This window comes from Pseudomonas sp. 20P_3.2_Bac5 (genome assembly GCF_025466035.1).
In the GTDB taxonomy this organism is placed as follows: Bacteria; Pseudomonadota; Gammaproteobacteria; order Pseudomonadales; family Pseudomonadaceae; genus Aquipseudomonas.
In genome coordinates this window covers 1-23,894 of sequence record NZ_JANLOA010000025.1, presented here as the reverse complement: position 1 = coordinate 23,894, position 23,894 = coordinate 1, and the positions used below count along the sequence as shown (strand labels likewise).

The window sequence follows — 23,894 nt, the reverse complement described above, 5'->3', positions numbered from 1 at the left end:
CAGGTGGACATGATTTGTCATCAGGCAGTAAGCATAAATTTTTATACCAAATGCGTCCTTCAGTTCCTGTAGATCATTGACGTAGCGCTGGTAGTCCTCCGCAGCAGCGAATACCACCTGTCGGTTGTGACCACGCTGAACGACGTGATGGGGGTAGTTGGGTAATACGACTCGTCCTATTCTTGGCATAGCAACCTCATTCCATTGAGGTTTTCAGCTTAGCAAAGCGAATGAAAATAAATCTGTCCCCTTTTTCGAAAGACTACAGAAAGGGTGCGACTTGAGCACTAACGGGGTGCAGGAAGGGTGCAAGAAGGCTACAAAAAGGGGGCAGATAGGGTGCAAAAACACCGGCGCAAGGCCGGTGTCGAGGGTGTCAGATCAGGTCTGAGGCTTTTACATTTTATACATGCAGGCCTGTCATCCCTGAATTACACAAATAGCTGTAATAAGCTGGTTCGGCTGCTCCTCCAGAGGAACCCCCCACCCCGTAACTTCAAGGGCACCATAATCACGATCGGTATAAAACCACTCTTCGGCCTCATCAAACTCTAAACTAGTGAATGGCAAAATATCAGATACAAGACTTCCCAAACCTATGCATCCCGACAAAAGCCCCTTGTAAACAAATCTATGCGCAGGCTCGCCTGGAAAGCTAAAGTCATAAACCTTAACTGCGTACACCCTCCCACTACGAATAAGAACAGATAATGCAGGAACTCCTTTTTTTAACTCACCGACAATTTCATCATCAAAAATTGAAAAAGAATAACCACCATTACCACGTTCATCCAGACCATACCCACTCAAACAAAGGTCTGGCGCCCCTTCAAACCTATACCGCAAAGAATTCTTATCAGTCAAATATTTCGAAAGCACAGCCTCCAGATCGACAGCACTAGCATGCAACGGTATTCCTGCAAGTGATACACCAGGAATAATTGAAGCGTCCCAAACTATAGAAAAACTATCTAGCAGCATCATTCGGAAATCCACGCATTGGTTGCAGGGTTGAATTTCACTTTCTGACCTTGCGGATTCAAGTATGTCGTATTGGCATCATAAATGGGCTTAGAAGGCCCCTGGAATGTCGGTCTGTAGGTCGCAGGATCAATAACCTTAGCCTTACTACCATCAACGTATGTAATTTTATAGTACTCACCCACATGCACTGATTTGACCGAGGCATCAACAGTAGATGGACTATATTGAATCTCTTTGATGCCAGTTGTGCCACCTTCAACTTTGTACACCTGCGCGTTACCAGATGTTCCAGTTTTCGGCGGCACATATGTGAGCTTGGCACCATCCATCTTGAACGACTGCTGAATATCATCAATGGATTTCCCCCAAACATTCGCCGGAGCTTCCACCATATTTCGAGGGATTCCGGCTTGCGCTGCAAGGTCTTCCCGCAGTCCTACCCGTGCAGTTGCAGACGTAGCCGGTACTTCAGTTGCACCAGTTGCTTTTGCACCATTAAATCAGGCCAAACTCTCGCAACTGCCTCTCACTCGCAAACTCTAATCCACCGCCCTCAACCCTAGATCCATCTGAATAGCGGGAGTACCCACAGACATTGCACTGATAAGCCAACAATCCATTATGCTTACCTATAAAGGCCCGCATCCCCTCGGATTGACAATTGGGGCATCGCTCATCAACTTCGACAGTCGCCAACTCCTCAACCGTATCGCGTAAAAACCTCGCAATCGACTCTACATCTTTAGCCTGACGTTTAAAAACAACACTCTTGAAATTAATTAAATCACTTTTTTAAAGGAAGAGTACTCAACTGGAATCTCCTTTTCATCTAAATTTGCAAAGCTATCCACCCCATAAACCGAAAACGGCTTACCAGTAAGATGCTTATGGTTACTTCTCACCCAAAGCAGTATTACTTCAAGAACTTTCCTCAAAGGTGCTTCATCACTCAGAGCTGCCACTACCGACTGGAATTCATGCCATATTTTTATGGGTAGAGTACGCATCAGCTGCCCACCTTAACCGGGAACGTTGTAATTAAATTTCCTGACTTATCGGTGAATACCTTTATCACAGAAGTAGGAACTCCACCATCCTTCAATGTAGTAGTGCCAATAGCTCGACCTACATCAACCGTTCTAGAAAATTGGCCATCTGGTAGCGCAACAACCGGAGACTTTACAACAGAACTGCTCTGCAGGATACCTTTCAGCTCATCCGGAGCAATGGTAAATACGGAGCGCGAGTTAGAGATTTCTCTATTGAAATGCCCATCTAGAACGTGATCGAAACCCGCAGATACGGGATTGCCGTTATCACGAAGAGGGGTCGTTTCCGCAAAAGGGGACAGATTTATTTTTTATTCAGCTAAAAATAAATCTGTCCCCTTTTTTATTCAGTTCAAGTGGTTAGCTGTTAAGTAAGTGCCATTCAAATCTGTCCCCTTTTCTCTGGTCCCCTTTTCTGTCCCTTTTCTATGCACATAATTACCGTCGTGGTCAGTTATGCATGCGAATGAGCTAGGACCGTAGTTTTTTTAATTTTTTTAGCGTTCTTACAAGCTGCACCTGATTAACACCAATTACTACGGGACTATTTTCGGCTTCGAGCTTCATATTCCTGACCTTCACGGCACATACAAAAAAAGGAGACGGATTTATTCTCGACCACTTAAAAATAAATCTTCCCCCTTTCCCGATCATCCTCCTCGCCCCCCTGATAAAACTGATGAGCGATTTAACATAGCTAGGCTTGGTAATCATCAAACTCCCAAGAAAACACCTTTCCTAGCTGTACCACGATTGTTTCCCAGCTATCTCCCTCGCAGCGACTCACATATTCATGAATCAACCCGTTAATAGTCGAGAAATTATATTTTTGAACAATTAATAGACCTCGCCCCCAACGAGCTTCCCATACTGTCTCTTCTAGCCACTTTGGAGTACAGACAAAAAGCTCAAAATCATCTGCCCCTTGCGTGCAATCAAGCCCAACTCGAATACGAAGACTCAAAGAAAAATTGCCTACATTCTCTGGGCAGTAGGTCTCAACATCAAAAACATCATTAGAAATACCTTTTATAACTGCACGCATTATTCCTCCTAATCAGCTATATTCAGATGGCCGTTACTTACCTTTACGCGCTGACCTGTCACAGGGTTGATTTGGTACATTTCAAAATTAGCCTGAACCGCAAAAGGGGACAGATTTATTTTTTATTCAGCTAAAAATAAATCTGTCCCCTTTTCCTTTTCTCATCATCGGTTGTGAGCGTCATAGAGCTCGTGAAATTTTTCTTACCAGATAGAGTTTCATTGATCACTTGATCTACAAGCTGCCGAGCACCTGCTTCCAGTTGAATCTGTTTTTCAGCAGTAACAAAGGTTTTCCAGTTTTCAATAGGACCAGCTAGTGGAGTGCGTGGAGTAGCTATTGCTTTTGCACCAACTAAACTTCTATTTTACATAGAGAAATCTCGCCATCCAAATATTGCATCGCACCCTCTACAATCGACAGGCATTCATCAGACTCAATAAGACTAAGTCCACAACCACCAAAATCCAGATATATCCCAACGCAACCTTCGTCAACATTCTTAATTCTGTACTCGTACACGGCCAAAATCTCTAACCCTAAAAACTTATCTAGAGCATTTAACGATCTAATCGGGTAGGCAAAATCATCACTAATTTCTGACAACTCTAGCAATCCCGGCTCTGAATTTAGCACTGTAAATTTTGATACGCCCTCGCTAATCGTTAGCGATACCCATCCTGTGATAGACATTCTAAAAAACAGCACCAAAAGTTCACAAACCAAATCTCTACTCATAAAAAAAGAACGAAATCTGATATCGCACAAAACCTCATTGATCAGCATGGACTCTCACCCCCCACATTAAAACTCGATGACTTCTCTGGAATTAATGTATCAAACTCATATTTTCCGTCCGGCAACACCCTTAAGCTTACGGTGCTATTAGTCTTGGAGCTGTATACATGAACGAGATTGTAATTACCTCGAACGGTTGAGCTGGAAATTACTGGACTCGCAGATGTAGCGTTCTCTAGGGTTTCTTTAACCGTTGCCTTAGCCTGGTCTACACCAGTCCTACTTGCCTCACAGGGTAAGCGCCCCTCACCATTTTTTGCTCCCAGCTTTTTATTGAGGTTAGTCGATTGTGATGCAAAGAAGTCATCTACCTCTCCCAAACCTGGAACCTTCTGGATGCCTTTTGCACCAACTAACTTCTATCTCTTTACCGCTTCAACCCAGCAGGTGCTTAAATGGCCCTTCATCTAAATCAAGCCCCATATCTAGAACCAGCAGAACAGCCTCTCTATATTCTTCGTCCGTTATAGAAATATCATATTCGCAAATATGATCGCACAATATCTCAAAGGCTAGACTCTCTTCGCTATACGCGACATAATCCAAGGCGCCTTGGAGAAGATCGGAATTTAATCGACCTTCAAATTTTTCCTCAAACCTAATGATACGATCCGCAAACATAAATCCTAAGGTGGAATTGGAGCATCATCAGGAAATGCAGTAACAACCTTTCCTGTAGCCGGCGGATATACAACTCGCATTCGTACGCCATCACGAGTTTCATAAGCGACCCATTTAGCAGCATCTCCTTTAGCTGTATAAGCGCCACCGGTTCCAGTTTGCGCGTACCACTTAGTACTCGGAGATGTCGTGATATCGCCGACCGCGTCAACAATCTTATCTCCTGACCAACTTTCAGGAAAAACTGTCTTTCCTTCCTGTCCCGGCCACATATGTCCACCACTGCCTGGCTTATCACCGTACAGAATATGTTGCTTTGCTTCAGGAGAAAGAATATCAAGTAATCCTTTCCAAGTCCTTTTGCACCATCTAAAAATCACACAAATATCTAATCTGTTGCTACGCCTAAAGCGATCAATTTGATATTAGCGTCGCCTTCCACAAGCGTCCATCTTCCGAAAACTCCATGCGTAGAGCGTACGTCTTAAACTCATACTTTAGCCACTGCTGTATATAGCCGATTAACACATCGACTCTACCTGGCGCCTCTTTGCTAGGCGAGCCTAGCTCTGCAATAACATCTTGAACACGCCATGTTTGAGCTATACGACCAAGCACATCTTTCTTATATGCCGAATAACCTTCGTGAGGCTGCACCAAAAAATGAATGTGATTTAATTTTCCCGAACGAAACCCAATCTCTATGCCAGATTTAACAAACTTATAGAATCTTGTCTTACCTTCCGGGTCATTATAGTTATCCGGGGTTTCCGAAACGGCCGGCAACTCTCCGACTCTTCGACATAAGTCGGCGACTATTTCCCCGCGTTCATCTTGACCAAGAGCCCGAACAAAATCCGACCAAGTGTTCATTATTTAATAACCCCCGTATTGCGATTTCTTTCCACTATTTTTTTGAACAGTTTCATCTACTAACTTCGAATCATAACCTCTACCGCAAAAGGGGACTACCGCAAAAGGGGACAGATTTATTTTTTATTCAGCTAAAAATAAATCTGTCCCCTTTTCTGTGCCTTTTCTCGTGCGTCCTATTCTTGGCATAGCAACCTCATTCCATTGAGGTTTTCAGCTTAGCAAAGCGAAAGAAAATAAATCTGTCCCCTTTCGCTAGGGATTCCGGCTTGCGCTGCAAGGTCTTCCCGCAGTCCTACCCGTGCAGTTGCAGACGTAGCCGGTACTTCAGCTGCACCAGTTGCTTTTGCACCATTAACTCACAGAGGTAAGGTTCAACCCCTCACTGATCACTATTTCCTCTGGGATTTCATCATAGACAAAAAGCTCATCACCTAAGTTTAAAATGGATAAGTAAAGCCCGTTATCAAACGAGAGAGCAACGCCTATCACTACGTCGTCCGTCAAGGACTGCACAAGCGATGCTGACACTAACCTCTTTCCTACAACATCGGAAAAATAAAGCTCATCAGAGATACAAAAAATATCTTGCCTACCGTATTCACCTAGATCGCAGCTTGAAATCGGACTCAAAGAAAAGCAGAGAGACGCACCATCAGGTCCGCCATAGAGCTTCCCAATTTCAGAATTTTCAAATAGAAGGCCAATCTCTTGAGGGGCAGAATCCCTCTCGGAAGAGAAAACATGAAATAGAGCATTTACTGTCAGCAGTTTCTTCCCGAGCACTGTTAACAGCCAGGCAATCATAAGTTCAGGAAAGTTCATTACCTGACACCTCCCTTCAATGTGCTCTGTACAGATGGATTCTGAACCGCAAAAGGGGACAGATTTATTTTTTATTCAGCTAAAAATAAATCTGTCCCCTTTTCTGTCCCCTTTTCTCCTTTTCTGAAAATAAATCTGTCCCCTTTTCCGTGGGCATTTGCACTCGTGGCCTCAGCAGCTACAACTTTTCCTGTTGAAGCAGTTGCTTTTGCACCGAAGGAATAATTCTACTTAATAGAAATTTCTTTTAATTCCTCGATAAGTCGATCCCCCTCCTCACTTTGCGACTCCAAACTAATCATCACAGGATAGTCTTCATAAACCAATTGCAGGAGCCGGTCTTTTATAATCACCCCCCACACTCTAGTATCAACAGAATCACTTCTGCTAATAATCTTTCCAGAAAATAACTTAACGAATTCTTCGGCATAATTAGGGAAGCCTTCCCAGCCCACATCAGAAGTCAGCTCCGCATACAGTCTCCCAGACCTCATACGGCCAAGAGAAAACACTTTTTCATCAATAAATTTTTTCATTGAAAAAGATCTCCACCACCAACTCGCGTAGAACTCTCAATTATCCGATCAAAAGTTTTTCCCTTTTTAACTAGATCATCAAATGCAGGTCCAATCTTGTTACCATATCGCTCCAAATTTCTTGCATCGATGACGTCAAGCATATCCGGAGGCGTATACTCCCTATACTTTACTTTCAACTCGTTTCTTGCGCCATATGCATATTTTGCGACTTCTTCTGCGCTAGCGCCGCCGGCACGCATTTTGTCCACAGCACCTTGCAAGTCGTAAACATCTTTAACATAGTTTTCTCGGACACGTGGGAGATACCCGAAGTCTCCGTCAGCTTTAGATATAGCGTTGTCCCAAGCAGGAGTACCTTTTGCATCCCGCACGTCGTCGAGTGTACGAGAAGCATTGCCAGATAGAGAATCCCCTGTAGCAATCGTTACCCCTATTCCAACGCCCAACTCGGTGCTAGAGCTTGCGTTGGATTTGACTACCTGAGCACCGCCTCCTTGCATGATGTGAAGGTTATCAAGATAGCTCTTCATCCGGAGTTCTTCGGGTATCCCCAGTACCGCGTTCCAAGCGTTCTCAACGTCTTCAGCCGCACACCGTGGGCAATTGGCAGCCCCCATCGCCCACAACACCGTTTTGAAGCACCGCTCGCCATATCTTCCAAAGCGGTTTTTCGCCGGTGTTCTGGCCGTCGATGAAACGTTGGCCGGTGTGTTCGAGCACTGCCTGCTGAATCAGGCGCTGCTCATACAAGCCGTCACCCAGTCGCTTGGCCTTTGATTTCGATGCTGTCGATGGGGAAGCAGCGGGTGTCCGGCGCGGGCTCGGGGGCAACTGGCGGGGCTTCATTACCCGGCAGTTCGCGCAGTTCTTCAAGACGGCGTTGCTGCTCTTGCAACAGGCGGTCCTGGCGGTCGCGGATCAGGTCCTGCTCGCCCGGAGTGGCTGCAAACACGGGCGCGAAAGCGGTCAGCCCCGTTGCCACGAGGCAGAGCAACACGCTCGGCAGAAAGTGGTGGGTGAACAGCATCGGCATCCTTCCGATATCACTACGCCATCATTGGTGGCGCGATATTAAAGAGCTGGAAATCCGGCGTCAATATCGCCAAAAGACCGCAGCCAATACCCCACACATTGACTCAACCATTTACCTGACCCAAGCTTGACCCCTTTTCCGTAAGCCATTTTCCCGGATTCTGCATGTCCAGACCGCGTGTCTATCTGTTGGCCGGCCTTGTCGTGCTGTTGCTTCTCGCCTTGGCCGGGTTGTTTTTGCGCAACGATCCCCCCGCCCCCACTCCGGCGCTGCAGCAGTCCTACGCCAAGGCGCTGGCCCAGGCGCATAACGGGCTGCCGGGCGCGGCGCGGGTGCTGTATCAGCAGTTGGGGCGTGATGACCTGTCGCCGATTCGCCGCGCCAGCCTGTATGCCGAGCTGCCCAATTACCCGTCGCCGCTGGCGCTGAAGCTGGCGCGCAAGGACCTGCAACACAAAGACCCGCTGGTCCGCCGTGCGGCCGTCGAGAGCATTGCCGCGCTGGTGCCGGCGGCGCAGCGCAGCCTGGTGCTGGGGCCGATGCTGGATGACGAGGAGGAAAGCGTGCGGTTTGCCGCGGTGGACGCGCTGCTGGGGCTGACGCCGGATGAAGTGGGCCTGTACTTCGGGCCGCTGCAGGAAGTCCTCGAGCAGTACCAGCAGGACTTGTTGTTGCGCACCGAATATCCGCAGGACCAGGTGCACCTGGCGCGGCTGTATATCCACGAGCGGGATTTGCAGGCGGCCAACGCGGCGCTGGACCGCGCCCTGGCGCTGGAGCCGGACAATCTCGACGCCATCGCCGCCAAGGTCCGCCTGCTGGACAGCCAGGGTCAGGGCGACACCTCCCGCGAAGTGCTGGCGTCGGCACTGCAACGCCACCCGGAATCGGCGTTCCTGCAACACGAACTGGGCCTTTGGTTGCTGCGTCACAGCCAGAACGAATACGCCCTGCTGGCCTTCTCGCGGGCGCTGGAGCTGGAGCCGGACAACAACGATTACCGCTACACCCTGGCCACCAGCCTGCACAGCCTCGACCAGCTCGACGCGGCGCAAAAGCAGTTGGAAACGGTGCTGTCGCGCCAGCCGGCGAACCGCAAGGCGCGGGTCTTGCTGATCGAGTACTGGAAAGAGAGCGGGCAATTACAGAATGTGCAGGTGCTGCTGGCCCAACTGGAGCAGCAGAACCCCGACGACCCCCTGGTGCAGCAAGGCCTCTAGGCCGCCCCGAACCATCTGGCAACACCGGTTGAACCCCGTCGTGAACGGCGTGGTCCAGTGATAGTGCGACAGTGCCTGCGGCCTGCCGCTTGCGCGCTATCAAAGGAGATCGACCGTGAACGATTCGTCAGCCAACAGCGAGCGTGCATTGATCCTGGCTCCGCCAGCGATCAGTGGCCTGGCGCTGAGCCTGCTGGACCAGGCCGGTGTCAGTGCGTTGGCCATCGATACCCTGGAGGAACTGGGCGGCGCGCTGGACCACGGCGCCGGCATGGCCATCATCGCCCACACCTGTCTCGACCGCTTCAATCACTCGGCGCTGCAACATTACCTGGGCCACCAGCCCCAGTGGTCGGACCTGCCAGTGGTGTTGCTCGGCGACGGCGAGCGCCATGTGAGCAGCAGTCCCGAGCTGTGCCTGGGCCTGGGCAACCTGTTCGTGCTGCCGTTTCCCTTCCCCGATCAGGACCTGCTCGACCTCACGCACTCATCGCTGCGTGCCCGCCGCCGGCAGTATTACTCCTGCCAGCAGGGCATGGAGCTGGCCAGCCTGCAACAACAGACCGAAGAGCGGGTGCGCCACCTGCGCGAAGAAGAACAGCGCCTGCGCCACGACGAGAAGATGGAAGCCATCGGCCAACTGGCAGGCGGCGTTGCCCATGACTTCAACAACCTGCTCACCGGTATCGGCGGCAGCCTTGAACTGATCCGCCAACGCCTGAACCAGAAGCGCCCCGAGGACATTCCCAAGCTGGTGGACATCGGCCTGAGCGCGGTGCAACGCGCGGCCAGCATCACCCATCGGCTGCTGGCGTTTTCCAGCCGGCAATCGCTGGACGACCGCCCGGTGCAACTCGCCGCGCTGCTGGAGCGCAAACGGCTGGGCAGCCTGCTGGGACCGGGCGTGCGCCTGCAGGTGCAGATCGACGAACAGGTGTGGCCGGCCAAGGCCGATGCCCGGCAATTGCAGGAAGCCCTCGACAACCTGTTGGTCAATGCCCGCGACGCCCTGCCCGAAGGCGGCGAAGTGCGTATCGTGGTGAGCAATCGTCACCTGCCCCGCCCGCTGCCCGAGGCGCACCCGCTGGCCGGCTCCGACTTTGTCCGGATCAGCGTCAGCGACAACGGTTGCGGCATGCCGCAAAGCACCGTCGACCGGGCCTTCGATCCCTTCTTCACGACCAAGCCGATGGGCCAGGGCACCGGCCTCGGCCTGTCGATGGTCTATGGCTTCAGCCGCCAGTCCCATGGCCACGTCAACCTGCACAGCCGCGTCGGCCAGGGCACCGAGGTCGAGCTGCTGTTGCCGCGGCATCACCCGGAAAGCCCCGATCCGGTGCTCGCCGAAGCGGTCAGGACACAGGGCAGCAACGAGCGCCGGGTGCTTATCGTCGAGTCCGACAACACCGTGCGCCAACTGGTGCGCAACACCTTGTCCGAACAGGGCTACCAGTGCCAGGACGTCTCCGACGGCAACCTGGCCCTGACCCTGCTGCGCTCCGGCCGCGCCTATGACCTGCTGATCTGCAATGTCGGCCTGCCCGGCATGAGCGGTCGCCAATTGGCCGAGGTGGCGCGCAAGTTGCGCACCGGCCTGCGGGTGCTGTTTATCACCGGTTATGCCGAACATGCATCGGCCCATCTGGGCCGTCTCGACCCGGGCATGCAGGTGCTGAACAAGCCCTTCAGCTTCGGCCAGTTGCAAGACAAGGTGGCGCAGATGCTGAGCAGCGAGGGCACTTCATGAGTCAGGCGCAACGCCCGGTGGACCTGACCGAGGTGGCGCCGCTGGAGGTCCTGCGGGTGCTGACGGTGAACGTGCACAAGGGCTTCAGCCCGCTGAACCGGCGCTACGTCTTGCCGGAATTGCGCGAGGCGGTACGCAGCCACCACGCCGACCTGGTGTTTCTCCAGGAAGTCTTGGGCAGCCACAGCCGCCACGGCGAGCGCTATCCCGGCTGGTCGCCGCAGCCACAATACGAATTTCTCGCCGACAGCCTCTGGCCGGTGTTCGCCTACGGGCGCAACGCGGTGTACCCGGACGGCGAGCACGGCAACGCACTGCTGTCGAAGTTTCCGATCCTCGAGCACCAGAACCTTGACGTCAGCGTCGGCGGCAGCGAGCAGCGCGGCTTGCTGCATTCGGTGTTGTCGCTGCCGGCCGGCGAGCAGCTCCATGCCATCTGCGTGCACCTGGGCCTGGACGAAAAGCAGCGCAGCCAACAACTGGCGCTGCTGTGCCGGCTGCTCGACAGCCTGCCGGCGGACGCCCCGGTGGTGGTGGCCGGCGACTTCAACGACTGGCGCCAGCGCGCCGACCCGGTGCTGGCGGCCAGCGGCCTGTTCGAAGTGTTCAGCCAGACATTTGGCGCGCCGGCGCGCAGCTTTCCGGCGCGCTGGCCGCTGCTGCGCCTGGACCGCATCTACCTGCGCAACGCCCGGGCCCGCGCGCCACGGGTGATGGCGCGCAAACCCTGGTCGCACCTGTCCGATCACCTGCCACTCTGTGTAGAGGTACTGCTATGAACACCGAATGGCGCGACGAAAACCACGTGCAACTGCTGATCAACGGCGAGGAATACTACCCGGCGGCGTTCGAGGCGATCCGCCAGGCCCATGAAGAAGTGCTGCTGGAAACCTTCATCATTTACGAAGACAAGGTCGGCCTCGAACTGCAACAGGCGCTGATCGACGCTGCCCGCCGCGGCGTGCGGGTCAAGGTGCTGGTGGACGGCTACGGCACCGCGGAACTGAGCCACGCGTACCTGCAGGCGCTGTTCGATGCCGGCGTCGAGTTGCAGGCCTTCGATCCCAGCCCGATGCGCCTGGGCGTGCGCACCAACCTGTTCCGCCGGCTGCACCGCAAGATCCTGGTGATCGACGGCAGCCTGGGCTTCATCGGCGGGATCAATTATTCGGCGGACCACCTGGGCGATTTCGGCGACATGGCCAAGCAGGACTACGCCGTGCAGGTGCGCGGCCCGATCGTCGATGACCTGCGCCAGGCCACCCTCAAGCTGCTCGACAGCCGCGCCCGCCTTGGCGGCCGCCACCGCGCGTGGTGGCGTCGCGCGCCGGTGCTGCAACCAGACAGCGAGCAAGCGCGAATGCGCCTGTGCATTCGCGACAACGACGAGCACCCCACCGATATCGAGCAGCATTACCTGCGGGCCATCGTCAGCGCCCATGAACGGATCATCATCGCCAACGCCTATTTCTTCCCCGGCTACCGCCTGCTGCGGGCCTTGCGCAACGCCGCCCGCCGCGGGGTGGACGTGACCCTGGTGTTGCAGGGCATGCCCGACATGCCATGGGTGCGGCTGTGTTCGCGGCTGCTCTACAACTACCTGCTGCGCGACGGGGTGAAGATTCACGAATATTGCGAACGGCCGCTGCATGGCAAGGTGGCGCTGGTGGACCGGCACTGGTCGACCGTGGGCTCGAGCAACCTCGACCCGCTGAGCCTGTCGCTGAACCTGGAGGCCAACCTGGTGATCCGCGACGAAGCCTTCAACCAGCGCCTGTTCGAGCACCTCGATGAACTGATGCACAAACGCTGCAAGCGGGTGACCCTGCAACGGGTGCTGCGCGGCTACTGGTGGCGGGCGCCGCTGATCTTCCTGACGTTCCACTTCACCCGCTACTTTCCCGCGCTGGTCGGCTGGCTGCCGGCGCACAAGCCACGGCTCAAGCCGCTGTACCAGGCCGACATCGGTCAGGAGCGGCTGTCATGAAGGGTCGTCATTCGCTGTGGAAACGCGCGCGGCAGGTGCTGACCGTGGCCTTTTTCATCCTTGTCCCGGTGCTGTTGTTCATGCTGCTGCGCAACCAGGACTGGGGCGAGGTCTGGCAGGCGCTGACCTCCTACCGCCCCAGCGTACTGCTGACCGCGCTGGGGTTCGTCGCCTGCAGCTTCACCCTGTTCGCCAGCTACGACCTGCTGGGCCGACGCTACAGCGGACATACCCTGCCCGCGCGCCGGGTGTTGCCGCTGGCGTTCGTCTGCTACGCCTTCAACCTCAACCTGAGCGCCTGGGTCGGCGGCGTGGCGCTGCGCTATCGGCTGTATTCACGGCTGGGACTGGACACGCCGACCATCACCCGGATCCTCGGCCTCGGCCTGGTCACCAACTGGCTGGGCTATCTGCTGGTGGCCGGCAGCCTTTTCGCCATGGGATTCCCGCGCCTGCCGGCGGGGCTGGAAATCGGTAGCACCGGGCTGCGTCTGATCGGTATCGGCATGCTGCTGGTGGCGCTGGCGTACCTGCTGGCATGCCGCTTCTCCCGACGTCGAAAATGGCAGGTACGCGGGCAGGAAATCCGCCTGCCGTCCTGGCGCCTGGCGCTGCTGCAAGCACTGATGGGCGCCGGCAACTGGGCGCTGATGGGGCTGGTGGTGTACACGCTGCTGCCGGACAAGGCCGGCTATCCGACCATTCTCGCCATTCTGATGGTCAGCAGCATCGCCGGGGTCATCACTCATATTCCGGCGGGTCTGGGGGTGCTGGAGAGTGTGTTCATCACCCTGCTGCAAGGGCAATACAGCCAGGGCACACTGCTGGCGGCGCTGATCGGCTATCGGGCGGTGTATTTCCTGCTGCCATTGCTGGTGGCGCTGGCGGTGTACCTGGTGCTGGAGCGTCTGGCCAGCCGGGCCGGTCAGACTGAACGCACCTCCCCTTCCGCCAACAGTGGCCGGGTCGGGTGAAGCATCGCCGTGACTTTGTGCACCAGCGCGTCAAGGCCGAAGGGCTTGGTCATCAGTTCCAGGCCCGGTGCGAGCATATCGCAGGGGTCGAGGGCCTCTTCGGTGAATCCGGTGATGAACAGCACCGGCAGGTCCGGTGAACGGCTGCGCAACCGCTGTGCTACCTGAACGCCGCTGATCCCGCCCGACAGGCCGATATCGGAAACCACCAGATCGATCGGGCCGGCGCTGTCGTACAACGCCAGGCCGCTGGTGGCATCCGCGGCGTCCAGCACCTCCAGCCCCTGATCCATCAGCGCCTCCTTGATCAACATGCGCAGGTTCGGCTCGTCATCGATCAGCAAGATGCGCTCGTTGCGCAATTGCGCCGGGCTTGCCGGCAGCACTTTAAGAGGTTGCGGCAGCGGCAGCGACGGGCCGACGTAGCGCGGCAGCAACAATTCGATGCGGGTGCCGCGGCCCTCTTCCGAGGTGATCCACACGCCGCCGCCGGACTGGCGGACGAAACCGTAGACCATCGACAAGCCCAGGCCAGTGCCCTCGCCCACGGGTTTAGTGGTGAAGAACGGATCGAAGGCGCGCTGCACAATCTCCGCGGCCATGCCGCAACCATCGTCTTCCACCCGCAGGCAGCAGTAGTCGCCGGGCGGCAGATCGCGCCCCGGGATGGCGGTCTCGCAACGCTCATTGCTGGTGCTGATCTTCAGGCTGCCACGGCGGTTCATGGCATCGCGGGCATTGGCGCAGAGGTTGATCAGGGCGTTTTCCATCTGGCTGATATCGACCAGCATCAGCCAGGGCCGCGGGTCGACCTGGAGTTGCAGGTTCACGTCCGGGCCTATCACCTGGAGAATCAGCGGCTGGATGTCATTGAGCAGGTCGTTCAGGTCGGTGGGACGCGGCGACAGCGGCTGGCGACGGGAGAAGGCGAGCAGCCGGTGAGTGAGTTGCGCGGCACGTTCGGAAGCCTGGCGGGCGGCGTGCAGGTATTTGCCGAGGTCCTGGGTCTGGCCCTTGGCGACGCGCCGTTCGAGCATTTCCAGGCTGGCGCTGATGCCCGCCAGCAGGTTGTTGAAATCGTGGGCCATGCCCCCGGTCAACTGGCCGACGGCCTCCATCTTCTGGCCATGGCGCAGCAGTTCCTCGGCCTGGCGCAAGGCCATTTCACGCTCTCGCTCCTGGGTAATGTCGCGCCCCACCAAGGTAACGCTGCCGGCACCGGGCATGACGCCGAAGCTGAACCAGCGGTAGTGCCCGTCGACATGGCGCAAGCGCCCTTCGCCGCTTTGCTGGGTGCCATCGAGCAACTGGGCGAGATTGGCGGCGTCATCCGGGTGACCGATATGGAGCAGGGTCTGCCCGACAATCCCGTCGTCCCAGCCAAGCTGTTGCCGGCACGCCGGGTTGACGGTGCGCAGGCGCAAATCACCCTGCACCACCAGCATCAAGTCGCTGGACAGTTCCCACAGACGCTGGTGCTCGGTGGAGCGCTCCTGAACCTGTTTCTCGAACGAACAGGCCAGATCACGCCATTGGCGTTCCGATTCGACGTTGCTGGTGGTTTCCAGCACGGTATCGAGAAAACCGACCACATCGCCGTTCTCGTCCCTGACCGGGCTGTAGGAAAAAGTGAAGTAGACCTGCTCCAGCACGCCGTTGCGGCTGGTCACCAGCGGCAGGTTCTCCTGGAACACCGCCTCGCCCTGCAGGGCCCGGAACGCCAAGGCGCCGACATCGTGCCAGACGTCGCTCCAGACTTCGTGGAAGCCACGCCCCAAGGGCGCCGGCTTGGTGCCGAGAATGGGCACGAAGGCATCGTTGTGGATACTGACCATGTCACGGCCCCAGACCAGGCAGCCGGGAAACTTGGACGCCAGCAACAAATCGACGGCGATACGCAGCGAGGCCGGCCAGCGATGCATCGGCCCAAGGGAGGTCTTGCTCCAGTCGAACTGACGGACCTCTTCGCTCATTCCGCCTTGCTGAAGCGGGCGGGGTTCGACATGAATGATGTGCATGTTCGAGTCGCTTCCTTACAGGTACTCAGGCTTCGGACTCCTGCCCGATGTCTTCGTTCCAGAGGGCGGGTTGCGCCTGAATGAACTGGCGCATCAGCCCGATGCAGTGCTCATCCTGTAGCACTGTGACCTGCACCCCACGTTCCCGCAACAAGGCTTCTTCGCCGAGGAACGTGTGGTTTTCGCCAACTACCACTTCACGGATACCGTAGAGCAGGATCGCCCCGCTGCACATCGAACAGGGCGACAGCGTGGTGTACAGCGTGGCCTCGGCATAAACGCTGGCGTTCTGCCGGCCGGCGTTCTCGAACGCGTCCATCTCGCCATGTAGCACCACACTGCCCTGCTGCACCCGGCGGTTGTGGCCACGGCCGATGATCCGGCCTTTGTGGACGATCACCGAACCGATGGGAATGCCACCTTCTTCCAGCCCCTTGCGCGCCTCGTCGATGGCCGCCTGCATGAAAACCTGCGATTGCTCCTGGGCATCTGCCATGTCCGGCTCTCCTGATTCAAGGCATCAAGGTTAAACGCTAGCACATCGCCATAGCGGATGGCGGGCTTTCGCCGGACGGCTATGCTGTATACGTTTTGCTGTCCACGAATTGCCGCCTGTGCAACCCCTTCAAAAGGATCACCGCAATGAGCAAGCAAGTTCTGGTGGTGCTGACCAACACAGCCAAATACCCCAACCTGAAACGCGCCACCGGCCTGTGGCTGGGCGAAGCGGTGCATTTCGCCGATGTACTGCAAAAGGCCGGCTATCACGTCGACTACGTCAGCCCCACCGGCGGCTATGTGCCGGTCGACCCGCACAGCCTGAGCATGGCCCAGGACATCGACTGGCAATGGTACGACGACAAGGCCTTCATGAACCGCCTTGGCACCACTCTGGCGCCGGGCCAGGTCAAGGCCCGGGACTACCAGGCCATTTATTACGCCGGTGGCCATGGTGTGATCTGGGACTTTCCCGACAACCATGACCTGCAAGAAATCGCCCGGCAGATTTTCGAGAACGGTGGTGTCGTCTCCTCGGTCTGCCATGGTGCGGTGGGCCTGCTGAACATCAAGCTCAGCGACAACAGCCTGCTGGTCAAGGACCGCGAAGTGACCGGTTTCTCCAACATCGAGGAGCAACTGGTCGAGCTGGACAAGGTCGTGCCGTACCTGACCGAAACCGAGCTGAGCGCCCGTGGCGGTCTCTACTGCAAGGCCGAGGAGCCTTGGCAAGCCTTCGCCATTGCCGATCAGAAGGAAGGTCGGCTGATCACCGGGCAGAACCCGGCCTCCGGCGCCGCGGTGGGCCACTTGGTGGTGGCCGCCCTGGCAGGCAAAAGCGGCCGTTAGCCATCGACGACGAAGCGACCATTCACACACGCCATGTCTGGCTCTCGTACAGGAGTGGTGTATAGCGCTCACTTATGCTGATCGGCTTCGGCCCGGCGACTTTCCCCACGCCGGGCCCTGCCCTCCAACATAGGTGAACCATGCCCTCTCGTACTTTTGATTCCGGTCGTGCGCTGCTCGAACTGCTCACCACACTGTTGATCGGTCTGGCACCGGTTGCCTGTGGCCTGCTGGTGATGGCCTGGCAGGTGGACAAGAAGCTCGAAGAGTCCGTCGATGCCGCCCAGCGCGAAGCCTTGCGGCGCGTTGACGGGCTGATCGAGTCCCTGCACGGGGCCAGCAACAAGGTACTCAACCTCGCAGAGTTACCGTGCGACAAGGCCCTGCCGACGCTGTACACCGAGGTGGTGGCAAACCCCGAGCTGCGTTCGCTGACACTGGTCCGGGAGAATCGTGCTTATTGCAGCACCTTGCGCGGGGAGTCCGGGCTGCTGGTGGATCCCGGCGACTACTTCAATCACCGGCTGCGCCTGGAACCGGGCAACGACAACACCCCGGACTCGGCGATTCTCTACTACCGCTTGCAGGAATATCCCTACGGTGTACTGGCGGTGGCTGACGGCGCGATTCTTCAGCGCCTGCTGAATGGCATCCGTGAGCCGGCCAATGTGATCCTGCAATTCGGGCCGACATCGATCGGCGCCAGCGGCGAGGTGCAGGAGAACGCCGGCATCGTGGACATGGAGCAGTACGCGAGCCTGGTCTCGCCGATGTACGGCTACACCCTGCACGTCGGCTATCGGCCGGGCCACACCGCCCGGCAGTTGCTGGAAAACAGCCTGGCCGTCGCCCCGTCGCTGCTGTTGGTCGGCCTGATGACCGCCATCGGTAGCTACTGGGCGATGTACCGTCGACGCCAGCCCACCGCGCGGCGGGTATGACATGGGCTTATCGATGCAAAGCGGTTGAACCTGTTGGGGCCTTTCGCGAGCAAGCTCGCTCCTACAGCATCATGAGCCGCGCCGCTCGTGCAGGAGCGAGCTTGCTCGCGAAGGGCCACTGAAAACCCATAAAAAAACGCCGGCATGCCGGCGTTTTTTTTTCAGCTAGTCAGTCGGCGCTAAGCACGCCACGACGAACCTGGTCACGCTCGATCGACTCGAACAGCGCCTTGAAGTTGCCCTCGCCGAAACCATCGTCGCCCTTGCGCTGGATGAATTCGAAGAACACCGGGCCCATCAGGGTTTCCGAGAAGATCTGCAGCAGCAGGCGTTTGTCGCCCGGGTTGGACGAGCCGTCCAGCAGGATGCCGCGGGACTGCAGTTCGGCGGTCGGCTCACCGTGAGCCGGCAGGCGACCTTCGAGCATTTCATAGTAGGTTTCCGGCGGCGCGGTCATGAAGCGCATGCCCATCTGCTTCAGGGTATCCCAGCTCTTGAGCAGGTCGTCGGTGAGGAAGGCGACGTGCTGGATCCCTTCACCGTTGAACTGCATCAGGAACTCTTCGATCTGCCCGGCGCCCTTTGACGACTCTTCGTTCAGCGGGATGCGGATCATGCCGTCCGGCGCGGTCATGGCCTTGGAAGTCAGGCCGGTGTATTCGCCCTTGATGTCGAAGTAGCGGATCTCGCGGAAGTTGAACAGCTTCTCGTAGAAGCCGGCCCAGTAGGCCATGCGCCCGCGATAGACGTTGTGGGTCAGGTGATCGATGAGCTTCAGCCCGGCGCCGACCGGATTGCGGTCTACACCTTCGATGAAGTTGAAGTCGATGTCATAGATCGAGCTGCCTTCTTCGAAGCGGTCGATCAGGTACAGCGGCGCACCACCAATACCCTTGATCGCCGGCAGGCGCAGTTCCATCGGGCCGGTTTCGATTTCCACCGGCTGCGCGCCCAGCTCCAGGGCCCGGGCGTAGGCGGCATGGGCGTTGCGCACGCGGAAGGCCATGCCGCAGACCGACGGGCCATGCTCGGCGGCGAAATACGACGCGACGCTTTTCGGCTCGTTGTTCAGGATCAGGTTGATATCGCCCTGACGGTACAGGTGTACGTCCTTGGAGCGGTGGGTGGCGACCTTGGTGAAGCCCATGATCTGGAAGATCGGCTCAAGGGTGCCCGGGGTCGGCGAGGCGAATTCAATGAATTCGAAGCCCATCAGGCCCATCGGGTTCTCGAAGATATCTGCCATGTTCGTATTCCTCATCATCAAAACGGTTCAATAACGGTTGTAGCCAGCGTTACCTGCGGTCGATGCGGAAGAATCTGGTGGCGCGCAAGAGATGCCCCTCACACTGCGGGCGAGGTAGTCACCATAAATCAGTTTGAACCCATGACACTTCATAGGGGACCATTCCCGGCGGGCTTGATTCCCCATGAGGCGGGGAACCTTATTATTGTATGCGTAACGCGATTCTACAGGGCGTAAATGAATTTGTCGCGCCCCGCCTACAACCAATAGCAGGCGCCCCACCCCGGCGCCCGGTTATCTCTCCGCTATCATGAGCGAACACCAAACACACGGACGGACCCGGCATGCCCCTGCAGTATTCCCGTAACCGCGGCCGCCTCACGCGCCGCCTGGTGCCCTGGCTGGTGGGCGCAGTCCCGGTGGTCTGCGGCCTGGCGATCATGCACTGGCAGGCCCAACGCGAATTGCAGGCGCGGGCGCTGGGCAGCGCGCATGAAGCGGTCAGCCACCTGGAGCGGGTGCTGGACAACGTCGCCGGTGCCGCCCGCGACCTGCTGCCACTGGCCGGCCAGCCCTGCGAGCAAGTCAACCTGGCACTGCGCGAGCAGGTCACCCGGCGCTCCTTTGTGCGCTCCACCAACCTGACCTTCCACGACGAGATCTACTGCACCTCGCTGTTCGGCGACTTCCGGGAAAAGGTCAATCCGGCCGACTACACCGAGGGTAGCCTGTGGCTGATGAACGGCAACTCGGTGTCACCCGGCCATCCGCTGCTGGTGTACCGCCTCACCGAAGGCGACAAAGGCGCCATCAGCACCCTCGACGGCGACCACCTGACCAGCGCCCTGCGCCTTATCGCACCGAACATCGACCTGCGTTTGCAGGTCGGCGGGCATTGGATCGACCAGCGCGGCAAGGTCAACGACGGCCCGGTGCCCGGCTACGCCCTGGCGGCCGAGCAGGTGCGCTCGCAGCGCTATGCCTTTTCCCTGCACAGCGGCTTCGGCCCCGGGCAGACCTGGCAACTGATACGCAGCGAATACCCGGCGTTGTTTGGCCTGCTGCTGTTTCTCGGCGTCAGCGCCGGCTCCGCCTGCTACTGGCAGTTGCGCCGCGCTTCGTCGCAGCGGGCGGAACTGCAACGGGCGCTGGATGCCGACGAATTCCTCCCCTACTTCCAGCCCGTGGTGCGCAACGGCGACTACCGTTGGTCCGGCGCCGAAGTGCTGATGCGCTGGCAGCATCCGCGCGAGGGCCTGGTGCGCCCCGACCTGTTCATTCCTTACGCCGAGCACAGCGGCCTGATCGTGCCCATGACCCGGCGCCTGGTGGAGAAGGTCGGCGAGCAACTGGCGCCGCTGGCCCATACCTTCGAGGACGGTTTCCACCTGGGCATCAACATCACCGCCGCGCACTGCCAGGACCTCTCCCTGTACGACGATTGCCAGGCACTGCTGGCGCGCTTCCCGCCCGGTCGGGTGAGGCTCACCCTGGAACTGACCGAGCGCACGCCGATCATCCCCAGCGACACCACCGACCACCTGTTCGAACGCCTGCACGCGCTCGGCGTGCTGCTGGCCATCGATGATTTCGGCACCGGCCAGTCGAGCCTGAGCTATCTGCGCCAGTTCGAAGTGGATTACTTGAAGATCGACCAGAGCTTCGTCGCCATGATTGGCGTCGATGCGCTGTCGCTGCACATTCTCGACAGCATCATCGAGCTGTCGGGCAAGCTCGGCCTGGGCATCGTCGCCGAAGGCGTGGAAACCACCGAGCAACGCGACTACCTGGCCCGCTACCAGGTGGATTACCAACAGGGCTACCTGTTTGGCCGGCCCATGCCCCTGAACGACTTCATCAACGCTCTGGCCGAACAACCGACCGGGGCGACGGTTGCCGAACCGGTGGTGCCCCTGAGATCATGACCGGTCAATCCTTCCCCCCGCTTTTCGTTGTATCGAGGCCCCCTTGTCCAGAGGCATTGCTTTATCGGTGATGGCATCCTGCCTGTTCGCCGTGATGTATTACTACACCTCCCTCCTCGCCCCGCTCGATGGCGAGGAAATCTTCGGCTGGCGCATGCTCCTGACCCTGCCGTGCGTCACCCTGTTCATGCTGATCAGCCGCGACTGGCCGCTGGTCACCGGGCTGCTGGCGCGCATCCGCCGGACCCCGGCGTTACTCCTTGGCCTGTGCGGCACGTCGGCGCTGATGGGCGTGCAATTGTGGCTGTTTCTCTGGGCGCCGCTGCACGGGCGCAGCCTGGAAGTGTCGCTGGGGTATTTCTTGCTGCCGCTGACCATGGTCCTGACCGGGCGGTTGGTGTACGGCGAACGCCTGTCGCGCCTGCAGAAAGTGGCGGTGTTTTTCGCCATCACCGGCGTTGGGCACGAGCTGTTCCAGCACGGCAGTTTCGCCTGGGAAACCCTGGTGGTGGCCGGTGGTTATCCGATCTATTTCGTGTTGCGCAAACGGCTGCGCACCGACCACCTCGGCGGGCTGTGGGCGGACATGTGCCTGCTGATGCCGGCGGCGCTGTATTTCGTGATCAAGGGCCCGCTGAGCGCGGACGACCTGGCCAGCCATCCGCAGCTTTACGGCCTGATTCCACTATTGGGGGCGATCAGCGCCCTGGCGCTGATCAGTTATGTGCTGGCCAGCCGGATGCTGGCGTTCAGCCTGTTCGGCCTGCTCAGCTATGTCGAGCCGGTGCTGTTGGTGATGGTGGCCCTGCTCCTGGGCGAAAGCATCGCCCAGGATCAATGGCTGACGTACCTGCCGATCTGGCTGGCGGTGGTGGTGCTGGTGCTCGAAGGCGTCAGGCACCTGCTCCGTCAGCGGCGCCGGCCGGTGTAAGGCGAACCTGCCGCACCCGCCGTTCCTCGACCTCCACTACCGTCATCCGCCAGTCGTTCCAGGCCAACTGGTCGCCCACCCTCGGCAGGCGATCGAGCAGGCTCATCACCAGCCCGGCGAGGGTCTGGTAGTCGTCGGTCGGCCTGGCGGCAAAACCGATCTGCGCCTGGATCTGGCGCAGGTTCAGTGCACCGCTGACCAGATACCCGTCCTGGTCGGCGACGATGCCCGGGCCTTCCACTTCACTGGCGTCAGGCAACTCGCCGGCGATCGACTCAAGAATGTCGGTCATGGTCAACACGCCGGTGAAATCACCGAATTCGTTGACCACGAAGGCGATGTGCGTCGACTCGGCGCGCATCTGCTCCAGCGCGTTGAGGATGCTGAAACTCTCCAGCAGGTTCAGCGGCGCCCGCATCAGTTGCTCCAGGTCGGGTTGCTCGCCCGCGAGCATGGCCTTGAGCAACTCCTTCTTGTGCACGTAGCCCAGCGGTTCCTCGATGCGGCCGCCGCGAATCAGCGGCAGGCGCGAATACGAGGAATTGATCAGCGCGTTGCGGATCACCTCGGGCGGCTGCGCCAGGTCGATGGCATCGACTTCCGCGCGCACCGTCATCACCGTCTTGATCGGTCGCTCGGCGAGGTTCAACACACCACTGATCATCACCCGCTCGCGGCGGTCGAACAGCACCTGTTCCTCGCCGTCGCCCACCAGGTCGGCGATTTCTTCACCGACCTCGTCGGCCTCGACCCGGCGTCCGCCGAGCAGGCGCAGCACGGCATGGGCGGTGCGCTCACGCAGCGGCCGGTGTTCCTGCAGGCTGCGCTTGCGGCGGGCCCGGGCCAACTGGTTGAACAGCTCGATGAGGATCGAGAAACCGATCGCCGCGTACAGGTAGCCCTTCGGAATGTGGAAGCCCAGACCTTCGGCGGTGAGGCTGAAGCCGATCATCATCAGGAAGCCCAGGCACAGCATGATTACCGTCGGGTGGGCGTTGACGAAGCGGGTCAACGGCTTGCTGGCGACGATCATGATGCCGATCGAGAAAATCACCGCGATCATCATGATCGACAGGTGTTCGACCATGCCGACCGCGGTAATCACCGCATCGAGGGAGAACACTGCGTCGAGCACCACGATCTGCGCCACGATGGGCCAGAACGCCGAATGCCGGACCGGGCCGTTGGCTTGCACCACATGGCCTTCGAGGCGCTCGTGCAATTCCATGGTGGCCTTGAACAGCAGGAACACACCGCCGAACAGCATGATCAGGTCGCGGCCGGAGAAGGATTTGTCGAACACCTCGAACAGCGGCGCGGTGAGCGTCACCATCCACGAGATCGAGGCCAGCAGGCCCAGGCGCATGATCAGCGCCAGCGACAGACCGATCACCCGCGCGCGGTCGCGCTGATGGGGCGGCAGTTTGTCGGCGAGGATGGCGATAAAGACGAGGTTGTCGATGCCCAGAACCAGTTCAAGGACGATCAGCGTGGCCAGTCCCAGCCACGCGGTGGGATCGGCTAGCCATTCCATGGTTGGGCACTCATGCAGGAAGCGTCGCAAGGACGGTGAAGAAAGGAAGGCCGGAGAGGCCTGCTACTGGGGGGCTCCGAGAACGCTGTCATATCAACCTGAGATCAAAAAAGGGACGTTGATCCTACAGTTGTAGCGGCGTTTTACTACACAGGGAAAGTATTTCAATCTGTGGCGGCAAATTCAGGGCCGCTCTGCCGCCGTGGGGGGGGGGGCGGGCGGGGGGCGCCGCGTTTTGTTGTGGGAGCGTGCTCGCC

The 23,894-nt window shown here is 58.0% G+C and carries 24 protein-coding genes and 3 pseudogenes; 9 read left to right on the top strand and 18 right to left on the bottom strand.

Annotated elements, in window-relative coordinates; all coding sequences use genetic code 11:
• From NTD88_RS04650 to NTD88_RS04580, 14 genes and pseudogenes are all read right to left on the bottom strand, one after another.
• On the bottom strand, positions 1 to 189 hold a 189-nt coding region (locus NTD88_RS04650; protein ID WP_262154188.1), incomplete at its 3' end, for a transposase.
• A 231-nt stretch (positions 190 to 420) separates the two neighbouring features.
• Positions 421 to 984 carry a hypothetical protein gene (locus NTD88_RS04645; protein WP_315975142.1) on the bottom strand — a complete coding sequence of 188 codons (564 nt, stop codon included), beginning with the start codon at positions 982 to 984 and terminating at the stop codon, positions 421 to 423.
• Entirely contained in the window at positions 981 to 1,376 is a 396-nt protein-coding gene (locus tag NTD88_RS04640; protein WP_262154187.1) for a hypothetical protein, read from the bottom strand. Before NTD88_RS04640 ends, NTD88_RS04645 begins: the two co-directional genes overlap by 4 nt.
• Before the next feature lie 387 nt (positions 1,377 to 1,763).
• Entirely contained in the window at positions 1,764 to 1,991 is a 228-nt protein-coding gene (locus tag NTD88_RS04635; protein WP_262154186.1) for a hypothetical protein, read from the bottom strand.
• Between the two features lie 739 nt (positions 1,992 to 2,730).
• Positions 2,731 to 3,078, bottom strand: a complete 348-nt coding sequence (locus NTD88_RS04625; RefSeq protein WP_262154185.1) for an immunity 8 family protein — start codon at positions 3,076 to 3,078, stop codon at positions 2,731 to 2,733.
• 354 nt (positions 3,079 to 3,432) lie between these two features.
• A complete protein-coding gene (locus tag NTD88_RS04620; protein ID WP_262154184.1) occupies positions 3,433 to 3,864 on the bottom strand; it encodes a hypothetical protein in 432 nt (143 codons plus the stop codon).
• A gap of 387 nt (positions 3,865 to 4,251) precedes the next feature.
• Positions 4,252 to 4,497, bottom strand: coding sequence for a MafI family immunity protein (locus NTD88_RS04615; RefSeq protein ID WP_262154183.1), 246 nt, complete (start codon positions 4,495 to 4,497; stop codon positions 4,252 to 4,254).
• A gap of 5 nt (positions 4,498 to 4,502) precedes the next feature.
• Positions 4,503 to 4,847 (bottom strand): annotated as a pseudogene (locus tag NTD88_RS29080) (EndoU domain-containing protein); the annotation flags it as partial.
• Positions 4,848 to 4,911: 64 nt separating this feature from the next.
• Complete coding sequence (locus tag NTD88_RS04605; RefSeq protein ID WP_262154182.1) at positions 4,912 to 5,370, bottom strand: hypothetical protein; 459 nt, start codon at positions 5,368 to 5,370, stop codon at positions 4,912 to 4,914.
• 354 nt (positions 5,371 to 5,724) lie between these two features.
• Positions 5,725 to 6,195 carry a hypothetical protein gene (locus NTD88_RS04600; protein ID WP_262154181.1) on the bottom strand — a complete coding sequence of 157 codons (471 nt, stop codon included), beginning with the start codon at positions 6,193 to 6,195 and terminating at the stop codon, positions 5,725 to 5,727.
• A 227-nt stretch (positions 6,196 to 6,422) separates the two neighbouring features.
• Positions 6,423 to 6,731, bottom strand: coding sequence for a DUF3630 family protein (locus tag NTD88_RS04595; RefSeq protein WP_262154180.1), 309 nt, complete (start codon positions 6,729 to 6,731; stop codon positions 6,423 to 6,425).
• Positions 6,728 to 7,264, bottom strand: coding sequence for a hypothetical protein (locus tag NTD88_RS04590; RefSeq protein WP_262154179.1), 537 nt, complete (start codon positions 7,262 to 7,264; stop codon positions 6,728 to 6,730). The genes NTD88_RS04595 and NTD88_RS04590 overlap by 4 nt, the downstream gene beginning before the upstream one ends.
• Positions 7,265 to 7,403: 139 nt before the next feature.
• Positions 7,404 to 7,511, bottom strand: a pseudogene (locus tag NTD88_RS29075) (hypothetical protein); the annotation flags it as partial.
• Positions 7,504 to 7,761 (bottom strand): annotated as a pseudogene (locus NTD88_RS04580) (ShlB/FhaC/HecB family hemolysin secretion/activation protein); the annotation flags it as partial. The pseudogenes NTD88_RS29075 and NTD88_RS04580, both read right to left, overlap by 8 nt.
• 170 nt (positions 7,762 to 7,931) lie before the next feature.
• On the opposite strand from NTD88_RS04580, the gene NTD88_RS04575 reads away from it, so the two are divergent.
• The 5 genes from NTD88_RS04575 (at position 7,932) to NTD88_RS04555 (ending at position 13,695) form a co-directional block, all read left to right on the top strand.
• A complete protein-coding gene (locus tag NTD88_RS04575; protein ID WP_262154177.1) occupies positions 7,932 to 8,987 on the top strand; it encodes a tetratricopeptide repeat protein in 1,056 nt (351 codons plus the stop codon).
• Between the two features lie 115 nt (positions 8,988 to 9,102).
• Entirely contained in the window at positions 9,103 to 10,734 is a 1,632-nt protein-coding gene (locus NTD88_RS04570) for an ATP-binding protein (RefSeq protein WP_262154175.1), read from the top strand.
• Entirely contained in the window at positions 10,731 to 11,513 is a 783-nt protein-coding gene (locus NTD88_RS04565) for an endonuclease/exonuclease/phosphatase family protein (protein ID WP_262154174.1), read from the top strand. Before NTD88_RS04570 ends, NTD88_RS04565 begins: the two co-directional genes overlap by 4 nt.
• Positions 11,510 to 12,721: a cardiolipin synthase ClsB gene (gene clsB / locus NTD88_RS04560; RefSeq protein WP_095157521.1), complete on the top strand. Its 1,212-nt coding sequence runs from the start codon at positions 11,510 to 11,512 to the stop codon at positions 12,719 to 12,721. The genes NTD88_RS04565 and clsB overlap by 4 nt, the downstream gene beginning before the upstream one ends.
• Entirely contained in the window at positions 12,718 to 13,695 is a 978-nt protein-coding gene (locus NTD88_RS04555; protein WP_262154173.1) for a lysylphosphatidylglycerol synthase domain-containing protein, read from the top strand. The genes clsB and NTD88_RS04555 overlap by 4 nt, the downstream gene beginning before the upstream one ends.
• Here the strand turns inward: NTD88_RS04555 and NTD88_RS04550 are convergent.
• Positions 13,647 to 15,713 (bottom strand): PAS domain-containing sensor histidine kinase, encoded by a 2,067-nt coding sequence (locus NTD88_RS04550; protein WP_262154172.1) that lies wholly within the window; start codon positions 15,711 to 15,713, stop codon positions 13,647 to 13,649. The genes NTD88_RS04555 and NTD88_RS04550 overlap by 49 nt on opposite strands.
• A 25-nt stretch (positions 15,714 to 15,738) precedes the next feature.
• Positions 15,739 to 16,209: a nucleoside deaminase gene (locus NTD88_RS04545; protein ID WP_095157516.1), complete on the bottom strand. Its 471-nt coding sequence runs from the start codon at positions 16,207 to 16,209 to the stop codon at positions 15,739 to 15,741.
• A gap of 146 nt (positions 16,210 to 16,355) precedes the next feature.
• Here NTD88_RS04545 and NTD88_RS04540 point away from each other — a divergent pair, with 146 nt between their 5' ends.
• Positions 16,356 to 17,060, top strand: coding sequence for a type 1 glutamine amidotransferase domain-containing protein (locus NTD88_RS04540; RefSeq protein ID WP_262154171.1), 705 nt, complete (start codon positions 16,356 to 16,358; stop codon positions 17,058 to 17,060).
• A 140-nt stretch (positions 17,061 to 17,200) separates the two neighbouring features.
• Positions 17,201 to 18,001: a CSS-motif domain-containing protein gene (locus tag NTD88_RS04535; RefSeq protein ID WP_095157512.1), complete on the top strand. Its 801-nt coding sequence runs from the start codon at positions 17,201 to 17,203 to the stop codon at positions 17,999 to 18,001.
• 169 nt (positions 18,002 to 18,170) lie between these two features.
• Here the strand turns inward: NTD88_RS04535 and hppD are convergent, their stop codons facing one another.
• Entirely contained in the window at positions 18,171 to 19,247 is a 1,077-nt protein-coding gene (gene hppD, locus NTD88_RS04530) for a 4-hydroxyphenylpyruvate dioxygenase (protein ID WP_095157510.1), read from the bottom strand.
• Positions 19,248 to 19,591: 344 nt separating this feature from the next.
• Here hppD and NTD88_RS04525 point away from each other — a divergent pair, with 344 nt between their 5' ends.
• Positions 19,592 to 21,172 carry an EAL domain-containing protein gene (locus NTD88_RS04525; RefSeq protein ID WP_262153363.1) on the top strand — a complete coding sequence of 527 codons (1,581 nt, stop codon included), beginning with the start codon at positions 19,592 to 19,594 and terminating at the stop codon, positions 21,170 to 21,172.
• Positions 21,173 to 21,215: 43 nt separating this feature from the next.
• Positions 21,216 to 22,103: an EamA family transporter RarD gene (gene rarD, locus NTD88_RS04520; protein WP_262153362.1), complete on the top strand. Its 888-nt coding sequence runs from the start codon at positions 21,216 to 21,218 to the stop codon at positions 22,101 to 22,103.
• On the opposite strand, the gene NTD88_RS04515 is transcribed toward rarD, so the two are convergent.
• Positions 22,066 to 23,637: a TerC family protein gene (locus tag NTD88_RS04515; protein WP_262153361.1), complete on the bottom strand. Its 1,572-nt coding sequence runs from the start codon at positions 23,635 to 23,637 to the stop codon at positions 22,066 to 22,068. The genes rarD and NTD88_RS04515 overlap by 38 nt on opposite strands.
• Between the last annotated feature and the right edge of the window lie 257 nt (positions 23,638 to 23,894).

Coding starts and splice junctions, on each gene's coding strand:
- NTD88_RS04645 (WP_315975142.1), bottom strand. CDS start 984: ATGATGCTGCTAGATAGTTTTTCTATAGTTTGGGACGCTTCAATTATT.
- NTD88_RS04640 (WP_262154187.1), bottom strand. CDS start 1,376: ATGGTGGAAGCTCCGGCGAATGTTTGGGGGAAATCCATTGATGATATT.
- NTD88_RS04635 (WP_262154186.1), bottom strand. CDS start 1,991: ATGCGTACTCTACCCATAAAAATATGGCATGAATTCCAGTCGGTAGTG.
- NTD88_RS04625 (WP_262154185.1), bottom strand. CDS start 3,078: ATGCGTGCAGTTATAAAAGGTATTTCTAATGATGTTTTTGATGTTGAG.
- NTD88_RS04620 (WP_262154184.1), bottom strand. CDS start 3,864: ATGCTGATCAATGAGGTTTTGTGCGATATCAGATTTCGTTCTTTTTTT.
- NTD88_RS04615 (WP_262154183.1), bottom strand. CDS start 4,497: ATGTTTGCGGATCGTATCATTAGGTTTGAGGAAAAATTTGAAGGTCGA.
- NTD88_RS04605 (WP_262154182.1), bottom strand. CDS start 5,370: ATGAACACTTGGTCGGATTTTGTTCGGGCTCTTGGTCAAGATGAACGC.
- NTD88_RS04600 (WP_262154181.1), bottom strand. CDS start 6,195: ATGAACTTTCCTGAACTTATGATTGCCTGGCTGTTAACAGTGCTCGGG.
- NTD88_RS04595 (WP_262154180.1), bottom strand. CDS start 6,731: ATGAAAAAATTTATTGATGAAAAAGTGTTTTCTCTTGGCCGTATGAGG.
- NTD88_RS04590 (WP_262154179.1), bottom strand. CDS start 7,264: ATGAAGAGCTATCTTGATAACCTTCACATCATGCAAGGAGGCGGTGCT.
- NTD88_RS04575 (WP_262154177.1), top strand. CDS start 7,932: ATGTCCAGACCGCGTGTCTATCTGTTGGCCGGCCTTGTCGTGCTGTTG.
- NTD88_RS04565 (WP_262154174.1), top strand. CDS start 10,731: ATGAGTCAGGCGCAACGCCCGGTGGACCTGACCGAGGTGGCGCCGCTG.
- clsB (WP_095157521.1), top strand. CDS start 11,510: ATGAACACCGAATGGCGCGACGAAAACCACGTGCAACTGCTGATCAAC.
- NTD88_RS04555 (WP_262154173.1), top strand. CDS start 12,718: ATGAAGGGTCGTCATTCGCTGTGGAAACGCGCGCGGCAGGTGCTGACC.
- NTD88_RS04550 (WP_262154172.1), bottom strand. CDS start 15,713: ATGCACATCATTCATGTCGAACCCCGCCCGCTTCAGCAAGGCGGAATG.
- NTD88_RS04545 (WP_095157516.1), bottom strand. CDS start 16,209: ATGGCAGATGCCCAGGAGCAATCGCAGGTTTTCATGCAGGCGGCCATC.
- NTD88_RS04540 (WP_262154171.1), top strand. CDS start 16,356: ATGAGCAAGCAAGTTCTGGTGGTGCTGACCAACACAGCCAAATACCCC.
- NTD88_RS04535 (WP_095157512.1), top strand. CDS start 17,201: ATGCCCTCTCGTACTTTTGATTCCGGTCGTGCGCTGCTCGAACTGCTC.
- hppD (WP_095157510.1), bottom strand. CDS start 19,247: ATGGCAGATATCTTCGAGAACCCGATGGGCCTGATGGGCTTCGAATTC.
- NTD88_RS04525 (WP_262153363.1), top strand. CDS start 19,592: ATGCCCCTGCAGTATTCCCGTAACCGCGGCCGCCTCACGCGCCGCCTG.
- NTD88_RS04515 (WP_262153361.1), bottom strand. CDS start 23,637: ATGGAATGGCTAGCCGATCCCACCGCGTGGCTGGGACTGGCCACGCTG.